This is a genomic window from Pseudomonas sp. P5_A12, assembly GCF_056400685.1.
Window position 1 is genome coordinate 1 of the sequence record NZ_JBFUKU010000095.1, and the last position, 18,422, is coordinate 18,422.

Annotated in this window: 15 protein-coding genes and 1 pseudogene; 11 read left to right on the plus strand and 5 right to left on the minus strand. The window is 58.8% G+C overall.

The window, feature by feature from the left end; translation table 11 throughout:
- Window positions 1–119 (minus strand): annotated as a pseudogene (locus tag AC1DSG_RS14905) (response regulator); the annotation flags it as partial.
- A 107-nt stretch (window positions 120–226) separates the two neighbouring features.
- Entirely contained in the window at window positions 227–2,623 is a 2,397-nt protein-coding gene (locus AC1DSG_RS14910) for a PAS domain-containing sensor histidine kinase (RefSeq protein WP_477791566.1), read from the minus strand.
- A 73-nt stretch (window positions 2,624–2,696) separates the two neighbouring features.
- Here AC1DSG_RS14910 and AC1DSG_RS14915 point away from each other — a divergent pair, with 73 nt between their 5' ends.
- The gene (locus AC1DSG_RS14915) at window positions 2,697–3,692 is read left to right on the plus strand and encodes an alpha/beta hydrolase family protein (protein WP_477791567.1); all 996 of its coding nucleotides are present in this window, start codon (window positions 2,697–2,699) and stop codon (window positions 3,690–3,692) included.
- 139 nt (window positions 3,693–3,831) lie between these two features.
- Here the strand turns inward: AC1DSG_RS14915 and AC1DSG_RS14920 are convergent, their stop codons facing one another.
- From AC1DSG_RS14920 to AC1DSG_RS14930, 3 genes are read right to left on the minus strand one after another with little or no spacing between them, the layout of a single operon-like run.
- Window positions 3,832–4,599 (minus strand): DnaJ domain-containing protein, encoded by a 768-nt coding sequence (locus tag AC1DSG_RS14920; RefSeq protein ID WP_477791568.1) that lies wholly within the window; start codon window positions 4,597–4,599, stop codon window positions 3,832–3,834.
- A gap of 1 nt (window position 4,600) precedes the next feature.
- On the minus strand, window positions 4,601–5,272 hold the full coding sequence (gene murU / locus AC1DSG_RS14925) for an N-acetylmuramate alpha-1-phosphate uridylyltransferase MurU (protein ID WP_477791569.1): 672 nt from the start codon (window positions 5,270–5,272) through the stop codon (window positions 4,601–4,603).
- The gene (locus AC1DSG_RS14930; RefSeq protein ID WP_477791570.1) at window positions 5,269–6,288 is read right to left on the minus strand and encodes an aminoglycoside phosphotransferase family protein; all 1,020 of its coding nucleotides are present in this window, start codon (window positions 6,286–6,288) and stop codon (window positions 5,269–5,271) included. Before AC1DSG_RS14930 ends, murU begins: the two co-directional genes overlap by 4 nt.
- A gap of 130 nt (window positions 6,289–6,418) precedes the next feature.
- Between AC1DSG_RS14930 and AC1DSG_RS14935 the strand changes: the two genes are divergently transcribed.
- The 10 genes from AC1DSG_RS14935 to AC1DSG_RS14980 all read left to right on the plus strand — a co-directional run.
- Window positions 6,419–9,211, plus strand: a complete 2,793-nt coding sequence (locus AC1DSG_RS14935) for an LPS-assembly protein LptD (RefSeq protein ID WP_477791571.1) — start codon at window positions 6,419–6,421, stop codon at window positions 9,209–9,211.
- Window positions 9,186–10,508, plus strand: coding sequence for a peptidylprolyl isomerase SurA (gene surA, locus AC1DSG_RS14940; RefSeq protein ID WP_477791572.1), 1,323 nt, complete (start codon window positions 9,186–9,188; stop codon window positions 10,506–10,508). The genes AC1DSG_RS14935 and surA overlap by 26 nt, the downstream gene beginning before the upstream one ends.
- A complete protein-coding gene (gene pdxA / locus AC1DSG_RS14945; protein ID WP_477791573.1) occupies window positions 10,505–11,494 on the plus strand; it encodes a 4-hydroxythreonine-4-phosphate dehydrogenase PdxA in 990 nt (329 codons plus the stop codon). Before surA ends, pdxA begins: the two co-directional genes overlap by 4 nt.
- Window positions 11,491–12,309: a 16S rRNA (adenine(1518)-N(6)/adenine(1519)-N(6))-dimethyltransferase RsmA gene (gene rsmA, locus AC1DSG_RS14950; RefSeq protein ID WP_452628369.1), complete on the plus strand. Its 819-nt coding sequence runs from the start codon at window positions 11,491–11,493 to the stop codon at window positions 12,307–12,309. The genes pdxA and rsmA overlap by 4 nt, the downstream gene beginning before the upstream one ends.
- Before the next feature lie 123 nt (window positions 12,310–12,432).
- Window positions 12,433–12,813 carry a Co2+/Mg2+ efflux protein ApaG gene (apaG, locus tag AC1DSG_RS14955; protein WP_477791574.1) on the plus strand — a complete coding sequence of 127 codons (381 nt, stop codon included), beginning with the start codon at window positions 12,433–12,435 and terminating at the stop codon, window positions 12,811–12,813.
- Window positions 12,813–13,691, plus strand: a complete 879-nt coding sequence (locus tag AC1DSG_RS14960; protein WP_477791575.1) for a symmetrical bis(5'-nucleosyl)-tetraphosphatase — start codon at window positions 12,813–12,815, stop codon at window positions 13,689–13,691. The genes apaG and AC1DSG_RS14960 overlap by 1 nt, the downstream gene beginning before the upstream one ends.
- A 33-nt stretch (window positions 13,692–13,724) precedes the next feature.
- Window positions 13,725–14,054, plus strand: coding sequence for a thiosulfate sulfurtransferase GlpE (gene glpE / locus AC1DSG_RS14965; RefSeq protein WP_003228847.1), 330 nt, complete (start codon window positions 13,725–13,727; stop codon window positions 14,052–14,054).
- A gap of 296 nt (window positions 14,055–14,350) precedes the next feature.
- Complete coding sequence (locus AC1DSG_RS14970) at window positions 14,351–16,273, plus strand: PrkA family serine protein kinase (RefSeq protein ID WP_007947797.1); 1,923 nt, start codon at window positions 14,351–14,353, stop codon at window positions 16,271–16,273.
- A 204-nt stretch (window positions 16,274–16,477) separates the two neighbouring features.
- Window positions 16,478–17,749 (plus strand): YeaH/YhbH family protein, encoded by a 1,272-nt coding sequence (locus AC1DSG_RS14975; protein WP_477791576.1) that lies wholly within the window; start codon window positions 16,478–16,480, stop codon window positions 17,747–17,749.
- Window positions 17,746–18,422, plus strand: a 677-nt coding sequence (locus AC1DSG_RS14980; protein ID WP_477791577.1) for a SpoVR family protein, incomplete at its 3' end; no start/stop codon positions are given. The genes AC1DSG_RS14975 and AC1DSG_RS14980, both read left to right, overlap by 4 nt.

An 18,422-nucleotide genomic window follows, 5' to 3' on the forward strand; every position in this document is an offset into this window, starting at 1 on the left:
CCATTGCTCGCCTCCCCCACCACCAGCAAGTCCTTGGCCAGGCCAATCAATTGCTTGATGCCTTCGCGGACAATGGTGTGGTCTTCGGCTACCAGTACACGGATCACGTTTTTCTCCATTCTTCTTATGTCAGAGCCAAGATGTATCGCGAGCAGRCTCGCTCCCACAAGCAACCTGTGGGAGCGGGCTTGCCCGCGAAGGAGTCAGTACAGTCAACACTCATTCTTCAGGCTGCATCCAGCGGCACCCGCACAATCAACGTCGTGCCTTCCCCCGGCACACTTTCAAGCGACAACTGCCCACCCATGATCAACACCCGCTCACGCATGCCGACGACCCCGAAGGATGTCGGCCTGCCGGTCGCGGCAACAAATCCTACGCCATCATCACTGACGGTCAGACACAACTCGTCGCCTTCCAGCGCCAGCGTCAGTTCAACAGTATGCGCCTGGGCATGACGCATGACATTGGTCAGCGCTTCCTGAAGGATCCGGAACAAGCCGATGGCCTTGGCATCGCTGAGCACCGGCAGATTGTCCGGCACCTGCACCAGACATGGAATTTGCGTGCGCGCCTCAAAACGCCGGGCTTGCCACTCGATGGCAGACGCGATCCCGGCATCGAGAATCGGTGGTCGCAGCGCCGTGGCCACATCGCGCACCAGTTGGAACAGCTGAGCGATCAAGCGCTTCATGCTGTTCAATCGTTCGTTCAGCCCAGGGTCGAGTTGGGCGTAGGCCAATTCGCACATGGACGTTTCCAGTTTGAGCACGGTTAGCATTTGGCCCAGCTCGTCATGAACTTCCCTGGCGATGCGCGCCTTTTCCTCTTCGCGCACGCTCTCCAGGTGGGCGGACAACTCACGCAGCTGCTCGCGGGAGCTGGCGAGTTCCAGCTCAATACGCTTGCTCTCGCTGATGTCCCAGACGATACCGTCCCAGACGTAGGCGCCGTCTTCGAGTTGACGGGTGATGGCTTTGATCTCGGCCCAGCGCTGTTCGCCCGAACGGGTCAGGATCCGCCCTTGCCATGACCAGTCGCTGTCAGTATCCAGCGCATGGTCCTGAGTCTGGTGATAGCTGGCCTTGTCGTCCGGGTGTACCAGACTGCGCAGGCCTTTATCGCGATGAGCCAGGGTAGCCGGCGAGTATCCCACCAGGCTTTCACTGCCTTCACTGATGTAGGCAAAGTCGAGATGCCCTGTCACGGGCGCGCGTTCGAGGCGAAAGACCAGTCCCGGAACGTTGGCGGCGATCCCCTTCAACCGCGCCTCGCTTTCTTGCAACGCGGCCAGTGCGCGGCGGCGCTCGGTCACGTCGTTGAGGTAAACCACCAGGTATTCGCCGTYGCGAAAGCGCAGGAAACTCAACGAAACATCCGTCGGCAAAATGCTGCCGTCAGCTCGCACGCAGGTAGTTTCGAAACTTGGCGGTCCGTCCTCACTGGCCCGTGCGCGTTTCCACAGATTCAGCCAGCGATCCATATGCAGGCCAGGTTCGAAGTCGATCAGCGGCCGATCGATAGTCCCGCCCTGCGGGTAGCCGAGCATGCTTTCGGCGGCGCGGTTGGCGTAGCGCACATGGCTGTCCCAGTTGACCCAGAGAATGCCGACCGTGCTCTGATCGATGGAGAACTGGGTCAGGCGCAGCGCCTCTTCACTGGCCTCACGCAGGGCAATGTCTTCGCGCGCAGCCAACAGGTGTTGCTCCAGGCTGCGCTGTTGGCGCCGCTGCCAGAACACGATAGCCATGCTGCTCAGTAGCATGACGGCGAACAGCAGGCAAAGGTTTTGCCAGAACCCCGGGGATTCGGTAAGCCTTGGGTATTTAGGCTGCAACCATTGGTGGTGCAGTTGCTCCAGATCTTTGGCGGGGATCGCCCGCAGCGCACTTTCGACAATGCCTGCCAGTTCCGGCCAATCCCGGCGAGTGGCCACTCGCAGCAATTGCGGCAGGCCGATATCGCCCACCACGACCAGCCCGGCGAACTCAGGCTCGGCGGACAAGCGGCCCAGCTGGGCCTCGTCGACCACGGCGTAACCGGCCTGCTGACTCAGCAACAATTGCAACGCCTGGCGCTCGATGGGCACGCCTTGCAGGTTCAGGTGTGGGTAATTACTGCGCAGATAATCGGCGGTCGCGCTGGGCATGCGCACCGCGACGCGGGTCTGGCTGTCGAGCTTCTCCAACTCCACGACACCGGTTCCTTTCTGGTCGCTGACCAGCAGTTGCGGAACCCGCATGTACGGATCGGTAAATTGCCAAAGCCTTAGACCGGCCGGGGTTTGCGTCAGTCCCACAGCCATGTCGATTTCACCCGCGCGTGCGGCGTCTTCCAGTTGCGCGACATCCGGAAAATTACGCCAGCTGAGCTCAACCTTGAGCGCATCGGCCAGCCATTTCATCAACTCGACATTCACCCCGGACAAGCGTTGCAAGCGCCGATCGTATTGCGCATAAGGCGCTTGCAACACCACGCCAACCCGAAGCTCGCCATGGGTTGCCAGCCATTGCTGTTGCTGGGATGACAATGGCGCGGCAGGCACCAAAGGCGCGGACGCCGCCCACCCCATAAAGGGAAACCAAAAACAGCCGATAACCCACAGGCAGCGAAAACGCATCATCGAAATCTCACACACTGACAAACACTGACTAACTCATTAGGCTGCCGGAAACACTTCTGGCCTGGAATATCCGATGCCCCCTGTCTACCGCCTGGCACTGCCAGTATTGTGCCTGTCGCTGATACTGCCTTGTGCCTTTTCTGTCGAGGCCGCCGACACGGCGCCTGGCGCAGCAAAAAAATCCGCAGAAGAAAAACCGCCCGAACGCCAGCCATTGCTTGAGCGTAGTCAGGTAGAAGCCACAGCACTTGAGCGAAAAATCCCAGCTCAGGAACAGCAACAACTGCAAGCCGGCACCGACACCTTTCTGGCCTTGTGGAAGCCGGCCAATACCGCCGAGTCCAAGGGCGCGGTGATTATCATCCCCGGTGCCGGTGAAACCGCTGACTGGCCGCAAGCAATCGGCCCTTTGCGCCGCCAATTGCCGGACGCCAAGTGGAGCAGCCTGAGTATCACCTTGCCAGATCTGCAAAGCGACGCCATCGCGCCACGTATCGTCGAAGTCGCACCCGCGCCAAAAGCGCCGGATACCGGCAGCAAGGAGTCCACCACCGCAGCGCCCATCGAACAGGCCGTCGGCGGTGAAGCGGAAGTGGCCGACAAGGTCATCGCCGAAACGAGCGAGGAGCAGGTCAAGGCCAACGCTGAACGAATCTTCGCGCGTATTGACGCCGCCATTGCTTATGCCGAACAACAAAGTGCCCGCAGCATTGTCGTGCTGGGTCATGGCACTGGCGCTTACTGGGTCGCGCGCTACCTGAGTGAGAGGCAGTCCTCGCAGGTGAAGAAATTTGTGATGGTCGCTGCCCGGACGCCGGTTGCGGCAAAGCCTGAATTGGCCGAACTGACGCCGACGCTGAAGCAGGCGACGGTGGACCTTTTCTATATGGATAAGCCCCTGGATCGCCAAGCAGCGCTGGAGCGTTTGCAGGCCAGCAAGCGTTTGAAGACATCGGCGTTCAGCCAGGTGTCGCTGAAGGCCTTGCCGGGGAATGCCAAGGCTGAGCAGGAGCAACTGGTACGCCGGGTGCGTGGCTGGTTGAATCCGCAGAATGCGGCGGGCTTATAGACCGCGGTGCAGCCATCGCGAGCAAGCTCGCTCCCACAATKGATTTTTTTTGGACACAGAATTTGTGTTTGCTGAAGATCCATTGTGGGAGCGAGCTTGCTCGCGATGGCGGCATCCCTGGCGATACAACTCTTACTAGCTACCGAAAATTCCGCCGCTCACGAATCAAGGTGTAGGCGGTATGCAGTTCGCGAGTTTTGTCTGTTGCCTCACGCACCTGCAATGCCGACGCCCCGTTGCCGGCAATCTTGTCCGGGTGATGACGACTGAGCAGGCGCCGATAAGCGCGCTTGATCTGCTCCGGCTCGCTGGTTGCCGACACTCCCAAAAGCCGTAGCGCATCCTGATAGCTGATGGCGCCGCTGACCTTTGGCCGCTTGTGCTGTTCATAATCGGCGGCCAATGCCTGAACCTGATGCGGCGTCCAGCCCAACCATTTACCCCACAGGGCAATCAACTCGCGCTCACGACAGCCGGCACGGCCATCGGCCCAGACCATCCGCCAACAAGCGCGCAACACGCCTTCTGCCGCATGAGGTTGAGCACTCAAGCGCCGCAAATAGCCGCGTAACCGGTCATGGCCCGACTTGCCGCGATTGAACGCGACAATCGCACGACGCTGCGCCGAGTCCGTCATGTTCAAAGACCGCATTTCCTGACGGGCCTGCTGGATGTGACCCTCTATCACCCGCCCATCACTCTTGGCCAACCGTCCCAGCAACACGAAAAGCAGTTCATCATTGCGCAGCATCGGACGACCGCCGAGCTTTTCCCACAGATGCCCAAGGCTTTGCAGGTGCAAGCGCCGATCCAGCGCCTGCCCCAACAACGCGCCGAGCATGGCCCCCGGAATACTGGCTATGGCAAAGCCTGCTCCGGCTCCGATCAGAGTCCCTGGCCACAACATCTCAGCGGCTCGCTTCTATCAAGGCTTCAACTTCGGCCAGGCGCTCGTGCGTGCCGACATCCACCCACTGGCCTTTCAGCCGCTCACCCGTCACCTGCCCCTCGGCCATGGCTTTGCGCAACAGCGGCGCAAGCTTGAACGCCCCGTCCGAACAACCGTCGAACAACTGCGGATGCAACACCGCGATGCCGCTGTACGTCAGGGTTGTGGTGTCTGGCTGACCGTCGCGCACCTGCCCCCGGGCCAGCGTGAAGTCGCCTGCCGGGTGATGGGGCGGGTTATCCGCCAGCACCAGGTGAGCCAATCCGGCGCCGGGTTGATGCAGCACGCTGAAATCGTAGTCGGTCCAGATGTCACCGTTGACCACCACAAAGGCTTCATCACCCAGTAACGGCAATGCGCGGAAAATCCCGCCGCCGGTTTCCAGCGGCTCACCTTCCGGTGAATACTGGATGCTGACCCCGTAGCGCGAACCGTCGCCCAGATAGTCTTCGATCTGCTGACCGAGCCAGGCGTGGTTGATCACGATTTCGGTAAACCCGGCTGCCGCCAGGGCGCGCAGGTGATATTCGATCAGCGGCATGCCGCCGGCGCGAACCAGCGGTTTGGGGGTGGTCAAGGTCAACGGGCGCATGCGCTCGCCTTTGCCTGCCGCCAGAATCATTGCCTTCATGCATTGGCTCCGGCACGCAGACTCAACAGTAATACATCCAGTTCGGCCAGTTCAGGCCGGCGGGCGATCACAGCTTCTATATAGGCAAAGAAGCGTGGCACATCGGCGAGGTAGCGCGGCTTGCCGTCGCGATGGCAGATGCGGGCGAAGATGCCGATGACTTTCAGGTGACGCTGTACGCCCATCAGGTCGCTGGCACGCAGGAAGTCTTCGAAATCCGGTTGAACCGGGATGTCGAGAGCGCCAGCTTGCTGCCAGTACTGTTCAAGCCAGCCACGCACACGCTCTTCAGGCCAACTGAGGAAGGCGTCTTTGAACAGGCAGGTCACGTCGTAGGTCACGGGCCCATACACCGCATCCTGGAAATCCAGCACACCCGGGTTCGGTTGGCTGAGCATCAAGTTGCGAGGCATGTAGTCGCGATGAACCAGGACTTGGGGCTGGGCCAGGGCGCTATCAATCAACAGATCGGTCACGTTCTGCCAGAGCATTTTCTGCGAAGCGTCGAACTCGATACCCAGCTCATGCTTTACGTACCAGTCGGGAAACAGTTCCAGCTCGCGACGCAACAGCGCGACATCGTAACTCGGCAACGGCGCAACCATCGGCAACTGCTGAAAAGCCAGCAATGCTTGTAGGGCATCGTTGAACAAATTGTCGGCGTTTTCGCTATCGATCACATCCAGGTAAGTCTTGTTGCCCAAGTCATTGAGCAAAAGAAAACCACGATCGAGGTCTTCGGCATAAATTTTCGGCACATTTATTCCGGATTTCGCCAGCAAAAAAGCGATATCCACGAAGGGTTTACAGTTTTCCTGAGGCGGTGGAGCGTCCATCACGATGAAGCTTTTACCTTCGCCTTCCCAGCGAAAATAGCGCCGAAAACTCGCATCGCTACTGGCCGCAGTCAACGTGGCCGGGGGTACGATGCCCCAGCCTTGTGCTGCAAAGAGAATTGCCAACTGCTCATCGAGCCAAACTTTCAGGTGTTGCAAACGTACATCTTGATCAGGCATTGCAAGGGTCTCCGACGGCGCTAGCCGTCAAGCGGGGCATGCTTTATTATCCAGCATCTTTTTCAGACCATCGAGAGGCGTGCGGCCCACACCGCGGGCAGATGGCACGCAGGAAGCCCGGACAAATAAGATGGCATTGAAATCCCCCGCGTTTCGTAAAAAATTTCCGTTGTTGGTTACCGGCAGTTTGCTGGCCCTGCAACCCCTGGCTACTTCTTTCGTGGTCGCCGCGGAACAGTATGACTGCTCAGCCTCTGCTTCGGGTGCCTGGAGCTGCGCGCCAAAAGCGTCGACGGCGACGTTGCCACCGCGTCCAACCCATGAAGACGGCGCAGTTTCCGCCACTGGCGAACCTGCAGCCCAGAGCGAATCCAGCGAAGAGACCGGCGCCAAGACTGTACTCGTTACCGAGTCCAAGGGCCGCGGCCTGAAGTCTCGTAGCGAAGACTACAGCCACCTCGACTGGGTGCCACGCGAAAATCTCACTGCCGCACAGTTGGCCGAAACCGGCCCTTACTGCGCAGGTGCCTATGTCGAACCGATTCGTCCTGGCATGAATGACAAGACGGATAAAAGTGACGCGCCTACCTTTATCGGCGCGAAGGCCTCGCGCTACAACACCGAAGATCAGGTCGGTACGCTGGCCGGTGACGTCGTGTTGCGTCAGGGCAGCATGCAGGTCGAGTCCGACGAGGCCAGCCTGTATCAGGCCGAGAGCCGCGCCGAACTCAATGGCGACGTGCGCATCCGCGACAACGGCGCACTGATCGTCGGCGACCATGCCGAAGTGCAACTCGACACCGGTGAAGCCAAGGTCGACAACGCCGAATACGTGATGCACAAATCCCGTATCCGCGGTAATGCGCTGTACGCCAAGCGTGCTGAAAACGCGATCATCCGCCTCAAGGATGGTACGTACACCACGTGCGAACCGAACAGCAACGCCTGGCAGCTCAAGGGTAACAACATCACCCTGAACCCGGCGACCGGCTTCGGTACCGCGACCAACGTGACATTGCGGGTCAAGGACATTCCTGTCCTGTACACACCGTACATCTACTTCCCGATCGATGACCGTCGCCAGTCCGGCTTCCTGCCGCCGACCATCGGCACCGGCAGCGATACCGGCTTCATGCTGGTCACACCGTATTACTTCAACCTGGCACCGAACTACGATGCCACGTTGTATCCGCGTTACATGGAAAAGCATGGCTTGTTGATGGAAGGCGAATTCCGCTACCTCACCCAGTCCAGCGAAGGTCAGTTCGGCGGTGCGTACCTCAACGACGAAGATACCGAGCGCAGTAAACAGACCGACTACCGCAAAGACCGCTACATGTATAACTGGCAGCACAAGGGTGGTCTGGATTCGCGCGTCCTCACGCAAGTCGACTACACCAAGATCAGCGATCCTTATTACTTCCAGGATCTGCAGACCGACCAGATTGGCGTGAAAAGCGCTGACTACGTGAACCAGCAAGGCTCGGTTACCTACCGCGGTGACAGCTATGTGGCGCGCGTGAATGCCCAGGCGTTTGAGTTGGCGACAGTTCAGAACGTCACCCCTTACGATCGCTTGCCGCAGATCACCTTCGATGGTGCGCTGCCTTATCATCCAGGCGGTCTGAATTTCAGCTACAACACTGAAATCGTGCGGTTTGAGCGCGACCTGAAAAATGGCACCTTCACCGATCAAGATGGCAATGTCAGCCCCCAGATAGACACCAACACTCAAGGCCTGGCGCGTGCTACCGGCGACCGACTCAACCTGGCACCCGCCGTCAGCCTCCCGCTGGACTGGACGTATGGTTTCCTGAAGCCGACGCTCAAGTACCAATACACCCAGTACCAACTGGATCTGGACAGCATTGGCAAATCCCAGGTTGACGCACAGACCGCGGAACAAGACAAACTCCTCGGTACCTTTGACAGCAACCAAAACCGTGGTGTACCAATCGCGAGCATCGACAGCGGTTTGTATTTCGATCGCAAAACCCAATGGTTCGGCAAAGACTATCGCCAGACCCTTGAGCCACGACTGTACTACCTCTATGTGCCAGAGGTGGATCAGGAAGACATTCCTGTTTTCGACACCAGCGAAAGCACGTTCAGCTACTCATCGCTGTTCCGTGACAACCGCTTTACCGGCTCCGACCGTGTCGGCGACGAGAACAAATTGTCGTTGGGCATCACCAACCGCTGGATCGAAGACGACGGGTTTGAACGTCAACGCATCAGCGTAGGCCAGGCCTTGTTCTTCCAGGACCGCAAAGTACAGATGCCCGKCATCCAGGATACCCGTGCTGCTTCTACAGCCAGCGTTTCGCCGTACGCCCTGGAATATGAATACCGCTGGAACCGCGACTGGCGCACCACGGCCGACTACAACTGGGACCCGGACAGCCGCAGCCCTCGCTCGGGTAGCGCGATGTTCCACTACCAGCCTGAAGACAACCCGAACAAGGTCGTCAACGCCGGCTATCGCTATCGCAACGATCAGGTGCTCTACAACCAGAACACCGGTCAATGGCAGTTCGGTGGTGACTACGGCGTCGAGGGTCAGCCTGGCTTCGTGAAGGACTACTACAAGATCGAACAGCACGACTTCTCGGTGATCTGGCCGATCGTGCCTCAGTGGAGCGCCATCAGCCGCTGGCAGTATGACTACACCCAAAACCGTACCCTGGAAGCCTTCGGTGGTTTCGAGTACGACAACTGCTGCTGGAAACTGCGCCTGATCAACCGTTATTTTATTTCCTATGACGAGTTCAGTCAGAACGCGCCACAAAACGAATCGGGCGACCACGGCGTCTTCCTCCAAATTGTTCTGAAGGGACTCGGCGGCCTCACCGGCGCCAAAGTAGAGAGTTTCCTCGACAAAGGCATCCAAGGTTATCGTGAACGTGAAAACCAAGCTTTCTGATTGTCTGCGCCCGCTGCTGCTGGGCGCGCTGTTTCTGGGTACTGCGGCCAATGCCGCCGTACAGTCCATCGATAAAGTGGTGGCCATCGTCGACAACGACGTGGTCATGCAGAGCCAACTGGACAAACGCGTTCATGAGGTTCAGCAAACCATTGCCAAGCGTGGCTCTGCCGTGCCGCCAGCCAGCGTGCTGGAGCAGCAGGTGCTTGAGCGCTTGATCGTCGAAAACCTGCAATTGCAGATCGGCGAACGTTCGGGCATCCGCATTACCGATGAAGAACTGAACCAGGCTGTTGGCACCATCGCCCAGCGCAACAACATGACCGTGGATCAATTCCGCGCCGCACTGGCTCACGACGGTCTGTCTTACGACGACGCCCGTGAACAGATTCGCCGTGAAATGGTCATCAGCCGTGTGCGTCAGCGTCGTGTGGCCGAGCGCATTCAGGTGTCCGAGCAGGAAGTGAAGAACTTCCTCGCCTCCGACCTTGGGAAGATTCAATTGTCCCAAGAGTTCCGTTTGGCCAACATCCTGATTCCTACGCCGGAAAGCGCCAACTCCGACGCGATTCAGAATGCTGCCAAGCAGGCCGACGCGGTTTACCAGCAGCTCAAGCAAGGTGCTGATTTCGGTCAGTTGGCCATCGCCAAGTCTGCCAGCGAAACCGCACTGGAAGGCGGCGACATGGGCTGGCGTAAAGCGGCTCAATTGCCACCTCCGTTCGATCGCATGTTGAGCTCCATGTCCGTTGGCGAAGTCACCCAACCCATGCGCACACCCGGCGGCTTCATCATCCTCAAGATTCTCGACAAGCGCGGCGGCGAAACCCAGGTGCGCGATGAAGTGCATGTGCGCCACATCCTGGTCAAACCAAGCCCGATCCGCGACGAAGCAAAAACCAAGGCGCTGGCTCAGTCGCTCTACTCGCGTATCGAAGCGGGTGACGACTTCAGCGAATTGGCCAAGAACTACTCGGAAGACCCGGGTTCGGCGCTCAATGGCGGCGACCTGAACTGGATCGACCCGAACGCGCTGGTACCGGAATTCCGCGAAGTGATGGCCAGTACCCCGCAAGGCAAGCTGTCCAAGCCGTTCCAGACTCAGTACGGCTGGCACGTTCTGGAAGTGCTTGGCCGTCGCGCCACCGACAGCACCGCCCAGGCTCGCGAGCAACAGGCAATGACCGTACTGCGTAACCGCAAATACGACGAAGAGCTGCAAACCTGGCTGCGTCAGATCCGTGACGAAGCGTACGTAGAAATCAAACTCCCTGGTGCAAGCCAGGCAGCGCAGTGAAACCCAAGCGTTTCGCGCTGACACCCGGCGAACCGGCCGGCATAGGCCCAGACCTGTGCCTGCTGCTCGCCTCGCAAGCCCAGCCATACCCCCTGATTGCCATTACCAGCGCCGACCTGCTCCTTGAGCGGGCCGCGCAGCTGGGTGTGGTTGTCATTCTGTTGCCGGTAACACCGGACAGTTGGCCGGATGCTCCTGCACCCGCTAACAGTTTGTATGTCTGGGATACACCGCTCAATGCGCCGGTCACCGCCGGCCAGCTGGACAAGGCCAATGCCGCGTTTGTCCTGGAAACCCTGACCCGTGCGGGTCAAGGCTGCCTGGACGGGCATTTTGCCGGCATGATTACCGCTCCAGTGCACAAAGGTGTCATCAACGAATCCGGTATTGCCTTCTCCGGGCACACGGAGTTTCTCGCCGACCTGACCCATACCGCGCAGGTGGTGATGATGCTGGCCACGCGTGGATTGCGTGTGGCGCTGGTCACCACTCACCTGCCCCTTCGCGAGATTGCCGATGCGATCACGCCGGAGCGTCTGGAGCGGGTCACACGAATCCTGTACACCGACCTGCAAGAAAAATTCGGCATCGCCCAGCCACGCATCCTGGTCTGCGGGCTCAACCCGCATGCCGGTGAAGGCGGACACCTGGGCCATGAAGAAATCGACATTATCGAACCTACATTAGAGCGCCTGCGCGGTGAAGGCATGGACCTTCGCGGTCCCCTGCCCGCCGACACTCTGTTCACCCCCAAATATCTGGAGCACTGCGACGCAGTGCTGGCGATGTACCATGACCAGGGCCTGCCCGTGCTGAAGTACAAAGGCTTCGGCGCAGCTGTCAACGTGACCCTCGGCTTGCCGATCATCCGCACTTCGGTCGACCACGGCACCGCCCTGGATCTGGCCGGCAGCGGAAAAATTGACACCGGCAGCCTGCAAGTCGCCCTGGAAACCGCCTACCAGATGGCCGAGACCCGTTTATGACCGAGCATTACCAACACAAGGCGCGCAAACGCTTTGGCCAGAACTTCCTGCACGATGCCGGCGTTATCGACCGTATCTTGCGCTCTATCCACGCCAAAGCCGAAGACCGCGTGCTGGAGATCGGCCCGGGCCAGGGTGCCCTGACTCAAGGCCTGCTCAACAGCGGCGCCCAGTTGGACGTGGTGGAACTGGACAAGGACCTCGTCCCGATCCTCAATCAGCAGTTCGCCGGCAGGAGCAATTTCAGCCTGCATCAGGGCGATGCGCTGAAATTCGACTTCACCAGCCTGAATGCCGCGCCGGGTAGTCTGCGTGTGGTCGGCAACCTGCCGTACAACATTTCCACGCCGCTGATTTTTCACCTGTTGCATAACGCCAGCCTGATCCGCGACATGCACTTCATGCTGCAAAAAGAAGTGGTCGAGCGCATGGCGGCAGGCCCGGGTGGCGGTGATTGGGGCCGCCTGTCGATCATGGTTCAGTACCACTGCCGGGTCGAGCATCTGTTCAACGTCGGCCCAGGTGCGTTCAATCCGCCGCCGAAAGTTGATTCGGCCATCGTGCGCCTGGTGCCTCACGCGGTACTGCCACACCCGGCCAAAGATCATAAATTGCTGGAGCGCGTCGTTCGCGAAGCGTTCAACCAGCGCCGCAAGACCTTGCGCAACACCCTTAAATTGCTGCTGAGCAATGCCGAAATCGAAGCCGCCGGCGTCGATGGCAGCCTGCGTCCCGAACAGCTCGACCTGGCCGCCTTCGTGCGCCTGGCCGACAAGCTCAGCGAACAAGTCCTGAACCCGCCTGCCGCCGACTGACAAGCGACAAGCGTTATCGGGTAGGACGCCAGACGCGATGTCTGGTTTACTACCCGGTACTTGGCCTAGACTGATCTCCATCAGCTACGCCCCGCGTCCCGCTTCGTTTTTAAGGCCTCTTGCATGTCCGATCCTCGTTATCAGGTCGACGTCAGCGTCGTCACCCGCTATCTGGCAGAACAATCGCAACCCGAGCACAGTCGCTTTGCCTTTGCTTACACCATTACCGTGCACAACAATGGCGAGCTACCGGCCAAACTGTTGTCGCGGCACTGGGTGATCACCGACGGTGACGGGCATGTCGAGGAAGTTCGCGGTGCCGGCGTGGTTGGCCAGCAGCCGTTGATCGAGGCTGGCGAAAACCACACTTACAGCAGCGGCACGGTCATGACCACTAAAGTCGGGACCATGCAGGGCACTTACCAGATGATTGCCGATGACGGTAAGCAGTTCGACGCCATCATCGCTCCATTCCGCCTGGCGGTGCCCGGAGCCTTGCACTAATGGCAACGTACGCCGTAGGCGACTTGCAAGGCTGCCTCGAGCCCCTGCAGTGCCTGCTCAAGCAAGTCGCATTCGACCCGGCAAAGGATCGTCTCTGGCTGGTGGGCGATCTGGTAAACCGTGGCCCGCAGTCGCTGGCAACCTTGCGCTTTCTTTATGGCATTCGTGAATCGCTGGTGTGCGTACTGGGCAACCATGACCTGCACTTGCTGGCCGCCGGACGTAACATCGAACGCCTGAAAAAAAACGACACCCTGCGCGAAATCCTCGAAGCACCCGATTGCGCGCAGTTGCTGGAGTGGTTGCGCCAGCAAAAGCTCTTGCACTACGACGAACAACGCGATATCGCTCTGGTGCATGCCGGCATTCCACCGCAATGGTCATTGCGCAAAGCCTTGAAGTGCGCCGGCGAAGTTGAAGAGGCCTTGCGCGATGACAACCGTATCGCCCCGTTCCTCGACGGCATGTATGGCAACGACCCGGCGAAATGGGACAGCGACCTCAAGGGCGTGACCCGTCTGCGCGTCATCACCAACTATTTCACTCGCATGCGTTTCTGCACCAGCGAGGGCAAACTCGACCTCAAGAGCAAGGAAGGCGTCGGCACAGCGCTACCGGGCTATAAGCCCTGGTTCACGTACAAGGAGCGCAAGACCAAGGGCCTGAAGATCATCTTTGGCCATTGGGCGGCACTCGAAGGCCAATGTGACGAACCGGGGATCTTCGCACTCGACTCCGGTTGTGTCTGGGGCGGAGCGATGACCCTGATGAATATCGACACCTTTGAGCGCCTGCATTGCCAATGCAACGATAAGGGCCACAGCGAACCCGTCTCCCCAACCATTACCGAACAATCACCAGCCAGCGACCCGCGCTAGGCTGCTCAATCAGCCAAGCCACAGGAGCCCGCCATGAGCGAATTCAAACGTATCCCCCCGGAACAGGCCCAGGCCCTGCGCGAACAAGGCGCAGTGGTGGTCGATGTCCGTGATCCTGCTACCTTCGCCGCGCTGCACATCAGCGGCTCCAAGCATCTGGACAACCATTCCCTGCATGCCTTTATTCAAGGCGCAGATCTGGATGCTCCGACCGTAGTTGTTTGCTACCACGGCAATTCCAGCCAGGGCGCCGCGGCCTACCTCATCAGTCAGGGTTTCTCCGACGTCTACAGCATGGATGGCGGTTTTGAGCTGTGGCGCACGACTTATCCTGCGGAAACAGCGCAAGGCACCCCGGAATAATTTTTTTGTAACGTGCAAGCCCCGGCCCCCGCGGGCTCGCGCGGTGGCAGACGAACGGTCTGCCACAACTAATTACGTATCTCGCCTTTACCTCCTGAATTCCCAACTATCCTTAAGCGCAGGCCATCCAAAACAGGGGAGAGCCGGTACACCGGCGCGCGGGTCATCGGGAGTAGCTTTCGGAGTGGTCAGCTCCGTGAGAGTTCTGGGGGGTAAACAGCGACTGCCTGTTCGGTTGCTGCCAGCATCGACTGAGTGATCCGGCGTCGGCTCCACGTATCGAGCGAGGTGACGTCATGAGTATCTTTAGCCACTTCCAACAACGATTCGAGTCCACACGCCAGGAAGAACTCTCGCTGCAAGAGTATCTTGAGCTGTGCAAACAGGACCGCAGCGCCTACGCCTCCGCCGCCGAGCGTCTATTGCTGGCTATCGGAGAACCGGAGCTGCTCGACACCTCGACCAACTCGAGACTGTCGCGAATCTTTTCCAACAAGGTGATCCGCCGCTATCCGGCCTTTGAAGACTTCCACGGGATGGAAGAATGCATCGACCAGATCGTGTCGTATTTCCGCCATGCCGCTCAGGGCCTGGAAGAGAAGAAACAGATCCTCTATCTGCTCGGTCCCGTCGGTGGCGGTAAGTCATCCCTGGCCGAGAAGCTGAAACAGCTGATCGAAAAAGTGCCCTTCTACGCGATCAAGGGCTCGCCGGTATTCGAGTCGCCACTGGGGCTGTTCAACGCCACTGAAGATGGCGCGATCCTCGAAGAAGACTTCGGCATCCAGCGGCGCTACCTCAACACCATCATGTCGCCATGGGCGACCAAGCGCCTGGCCGAATTCGGCGGCGACATCAGCCAGTTCCGGGTGGTGAAACTCTATCCGTCGATCCTCAATCAGATCGCCGTGGCCAAAACCGAGCCCGGAGACGAAAACAACCAGGACATCTCGGCCCTCGTGGGCAAGGTCGATATCCGCAAACTGGAAGAATATCCACAGAACGACGCTGACGCTTACAGCTACTCGGGCGCACTGTGCCGGGCCAACCAGGGCCTGATGGAATTCGTCGAAATGTTCAAGGCGCCGATCAAGGTGCTGCACCCATTACTGACGGCGACCCAGGAAGGCAACTACAACAGTACCGAAGGCCTTGGCGCGATTCCGTTTACCGGGATCCTGCTGGCCCACTCCAACGAGTCGGAGTGGCACACCTTTCGCAACAACAAGAACAACGAAGCGTTCATCGACCGGATCTACATCGTCAAAGTGCCGTACTGCCTGCGGGTCAGCGACGAAGTGAAGATCTACGACAAGCTGTTGTTCAACAGTTCCCTGGCCAAGGCCCATTGCGCGCCCGACACCTTGAAGATGCTCGCCCAGTTCACCGTGCTCTCGCGCCTCAAGGAGCCGGAAAACTCGAACATCTATTCCAAGATGCGCGTGTACGACGGTGAAAACCTCAAGGACACCGATCCGAAGGCCAAGTCGATTCAGGAATACCGCGACAACGCCGGTGTCGACGAAGGCATGAACGGCCTGTCTACCCGCTTCGCGTTCAAGATTCTGTCGAAGGTTTTCAACTTCGATCCTCACGAAATCGCCGCCAACCCGGTGCACTTGCTGTACGTGCTGGAACAACAGATCGAACAGGAACAGTTCCAGGCTGAAACACGCGAACGCTACCTGCGATTCCTCAAGGAATACCTGGCACCGCGCTACATCGAGTTCATCGGCAAGGAGATCCAGACCGCTTACCTCGAGTCGTACAGCGAGTACGGCCAGAACATCTTCGATCGCTACGTGCTGTACGCCGACTTCTGGATCCAGGACCAGGAATATCGCGACCCGGAAACCGGCGAAATCCTCAACCGCGTCGCCCTGAACGAAGAACTGGAGAAAATCGAAAAACCGGCCGGCATCAGCAATCCGAAGGATTTCCGCAACGAAATCGTCAACTTCGTACTGCGCGCCCGGGCCAACAACAACGGCAAGAACCCGACCTGGCTCAGCTACGAAAAACTGCGGGTGGTCATCGAGAAGAAAATGTTCTCCAACACCGAAGACCTCCTGCCGGTTATCAGCTTCAACGCCAAGGCCAGCAAAGAGGACCAGCAGAAGCACAACGACTTCGTCACACGAATGGTCGAGCGCGGTTACACCGACAAACAGGTACGACTGCTGTCCGAGTGGTACCTGCGGGTCAGAAAATCACAATAACCCGCTACCGGTCAGACCGGTTGTCGTCAGCCAGAGGCCTGTGTACGCATTTTCTGTTACACAAGCCTCTGGAAGGTGTTCGAAAGTCGGTAGCGAGTTCAAGCAGCATCCACAGCGCTTGGGGGAGCGTCGCATGTCCCTTGGCCCTTGGTTCGATGCTGCATCACCGCTCGCCCCTTTCAGGACAGCTTCTAAGGAGCAGTCATGAGCTATGTGATCGACCGACGTCTCAATGGCAAGAACAAGAGCACGGTGAACCGTCAGCGGTTTCTGCGGCGTTACCGTGATCACATCAAAAAGGCTGTCGAAGAGGCGGTCAGCCGGCGCTCCATTACCGATATGGAGCACGGCGAACAGATCAGCATTCCCGGTCGCGACATCGACGAGCCGGTGCTTCACCACGGTCGCGGTGGCAAACAAACCGTCGTGCACCCGGGCAACAAGGAATTCACCAGCGGCGAGCACATTGCCCGTCCGCCTGGCGGTGGCGGCGGCAGAGGCCCCGGCAAGGCGGGCAACTCGGGCGAGGGGATGGACGAATTTGTCTTCCAGATCACTCAGGAGGAATTCCTCGAGTTCATGTTCGAAGACCTCGAACTGCCGAACCTGGTCAAACGCAACCTGACTGGCACCGACACCTTCAAAACGGTGCGCGCGGGTATCAGCAACGAAGGCAACCCGTCGCGGATCAACATCATCCGGACCCTGCGCTCGGCCCATGCACGGCGCATCGCCCTGTCCGGCAGCAGCCGTGCAAAGTTGCGTGAAGCCAAAGAGGAGCTGCTGCGACTCAAGCAGGAAGAGCCGGACAATTTCGGCGATATCCAGAAAATCGAAGCAGAAATCGAAAAACTCAGTGCGCGGATTCATCGCGTACCGTTCCTCGACACGTTCGACCTCAAGTACAACCTGCTCATCAAGCAGCCCAACCCGAGCTCCAAAGCGGTGATGTTCTGTCTGATGGACGTATCCGGTTCCATGACGCAGGCGACCAAAGACATCGCCAAGCGCTTCTTCATCCTGCTTTACCTGTTTCTCAAGCGGAACTACGACAAGATCGACGTCGTGTTCATCCGTCACCACACCAGTGCCCGGGAAGTGGATGAAGAAGAGTTCTTCTATTCGCGCGAAACCGGCGGCACCATCGTATCCAGCGCCTTGAAACTGATGCAGGAGATCATGGCCGAGCGCTATCCGAGCAACGAGTGGAATATCTATGCCGCCCAGKCGTCCGACGGCGATAACTGGAACGACGACTCGCCGATCTGCCGCGACATTCTGATCAACCAGATCATGCCGTTCGTGCAGTACTACACTTACGTTGAGATCACCCCGCGCGAACATCAGGCCCTGTGGTTCGAATACGAACGCATCGCCGAAGCCTTCTCTGACACTTTTGCCCAGCAGCAACTGGTCTCGGCCGGGGATATCTACCCGGTCTTCCGTGAACTATTCCAGCGCAGGTTAGTGACATGACCGCCAAAGAGCAGAAGCGCCAACCCATTTCCACCGGCTCCGAATGGACGTTCGAGCTGATCCAGGCCTATGACAAGGAAATCAGTCGCTTGGCGGCTCGCTACGCACTCGATACGTATCCCAACCAGATCGAAGTGATCACCGCCGAACAAATGATGGACGCCTACGCCTCCGTCGGCATGCCACTGGGTTATCACCATTGGTCCTATGGCAAACACTTCCTCAGCACTGAGAAATCCTACAGCCGTGGGCAGATGGGGCTGGCCTACGAGATCGTGATCAACTCGGACCCGTGCATCGCTTACCTGATGGAAGAAAACACCATCTGCATGCAGGCGCTGGTCGTGGCGCATGCCTGCTATGGGCACAACAGCTTTTTCAAAGGCAATTACCTGTTCCGCACCTGGACCGACGCCAGTTCAATCATTGATTACCTGGTGTTCGCCAAGCAGTACATCATGCAGTGCGAGGAGCGCCACGGCATCGATGCGGTAGAAGACTTGCTCGATTCCTGCCACGCGCTGATGAACTACGGAGTCGATCGCTACAAACGCCCCTACCCCATTTCCGCTGAAGAAGAACGGCGTCGGCAAAAGGACCGGGAAGAGCATTTGCAGAAGCAGATCAACGATCTGTGGCGTACCATTCCAAAAGGCGCAGACAAGTACAGCGA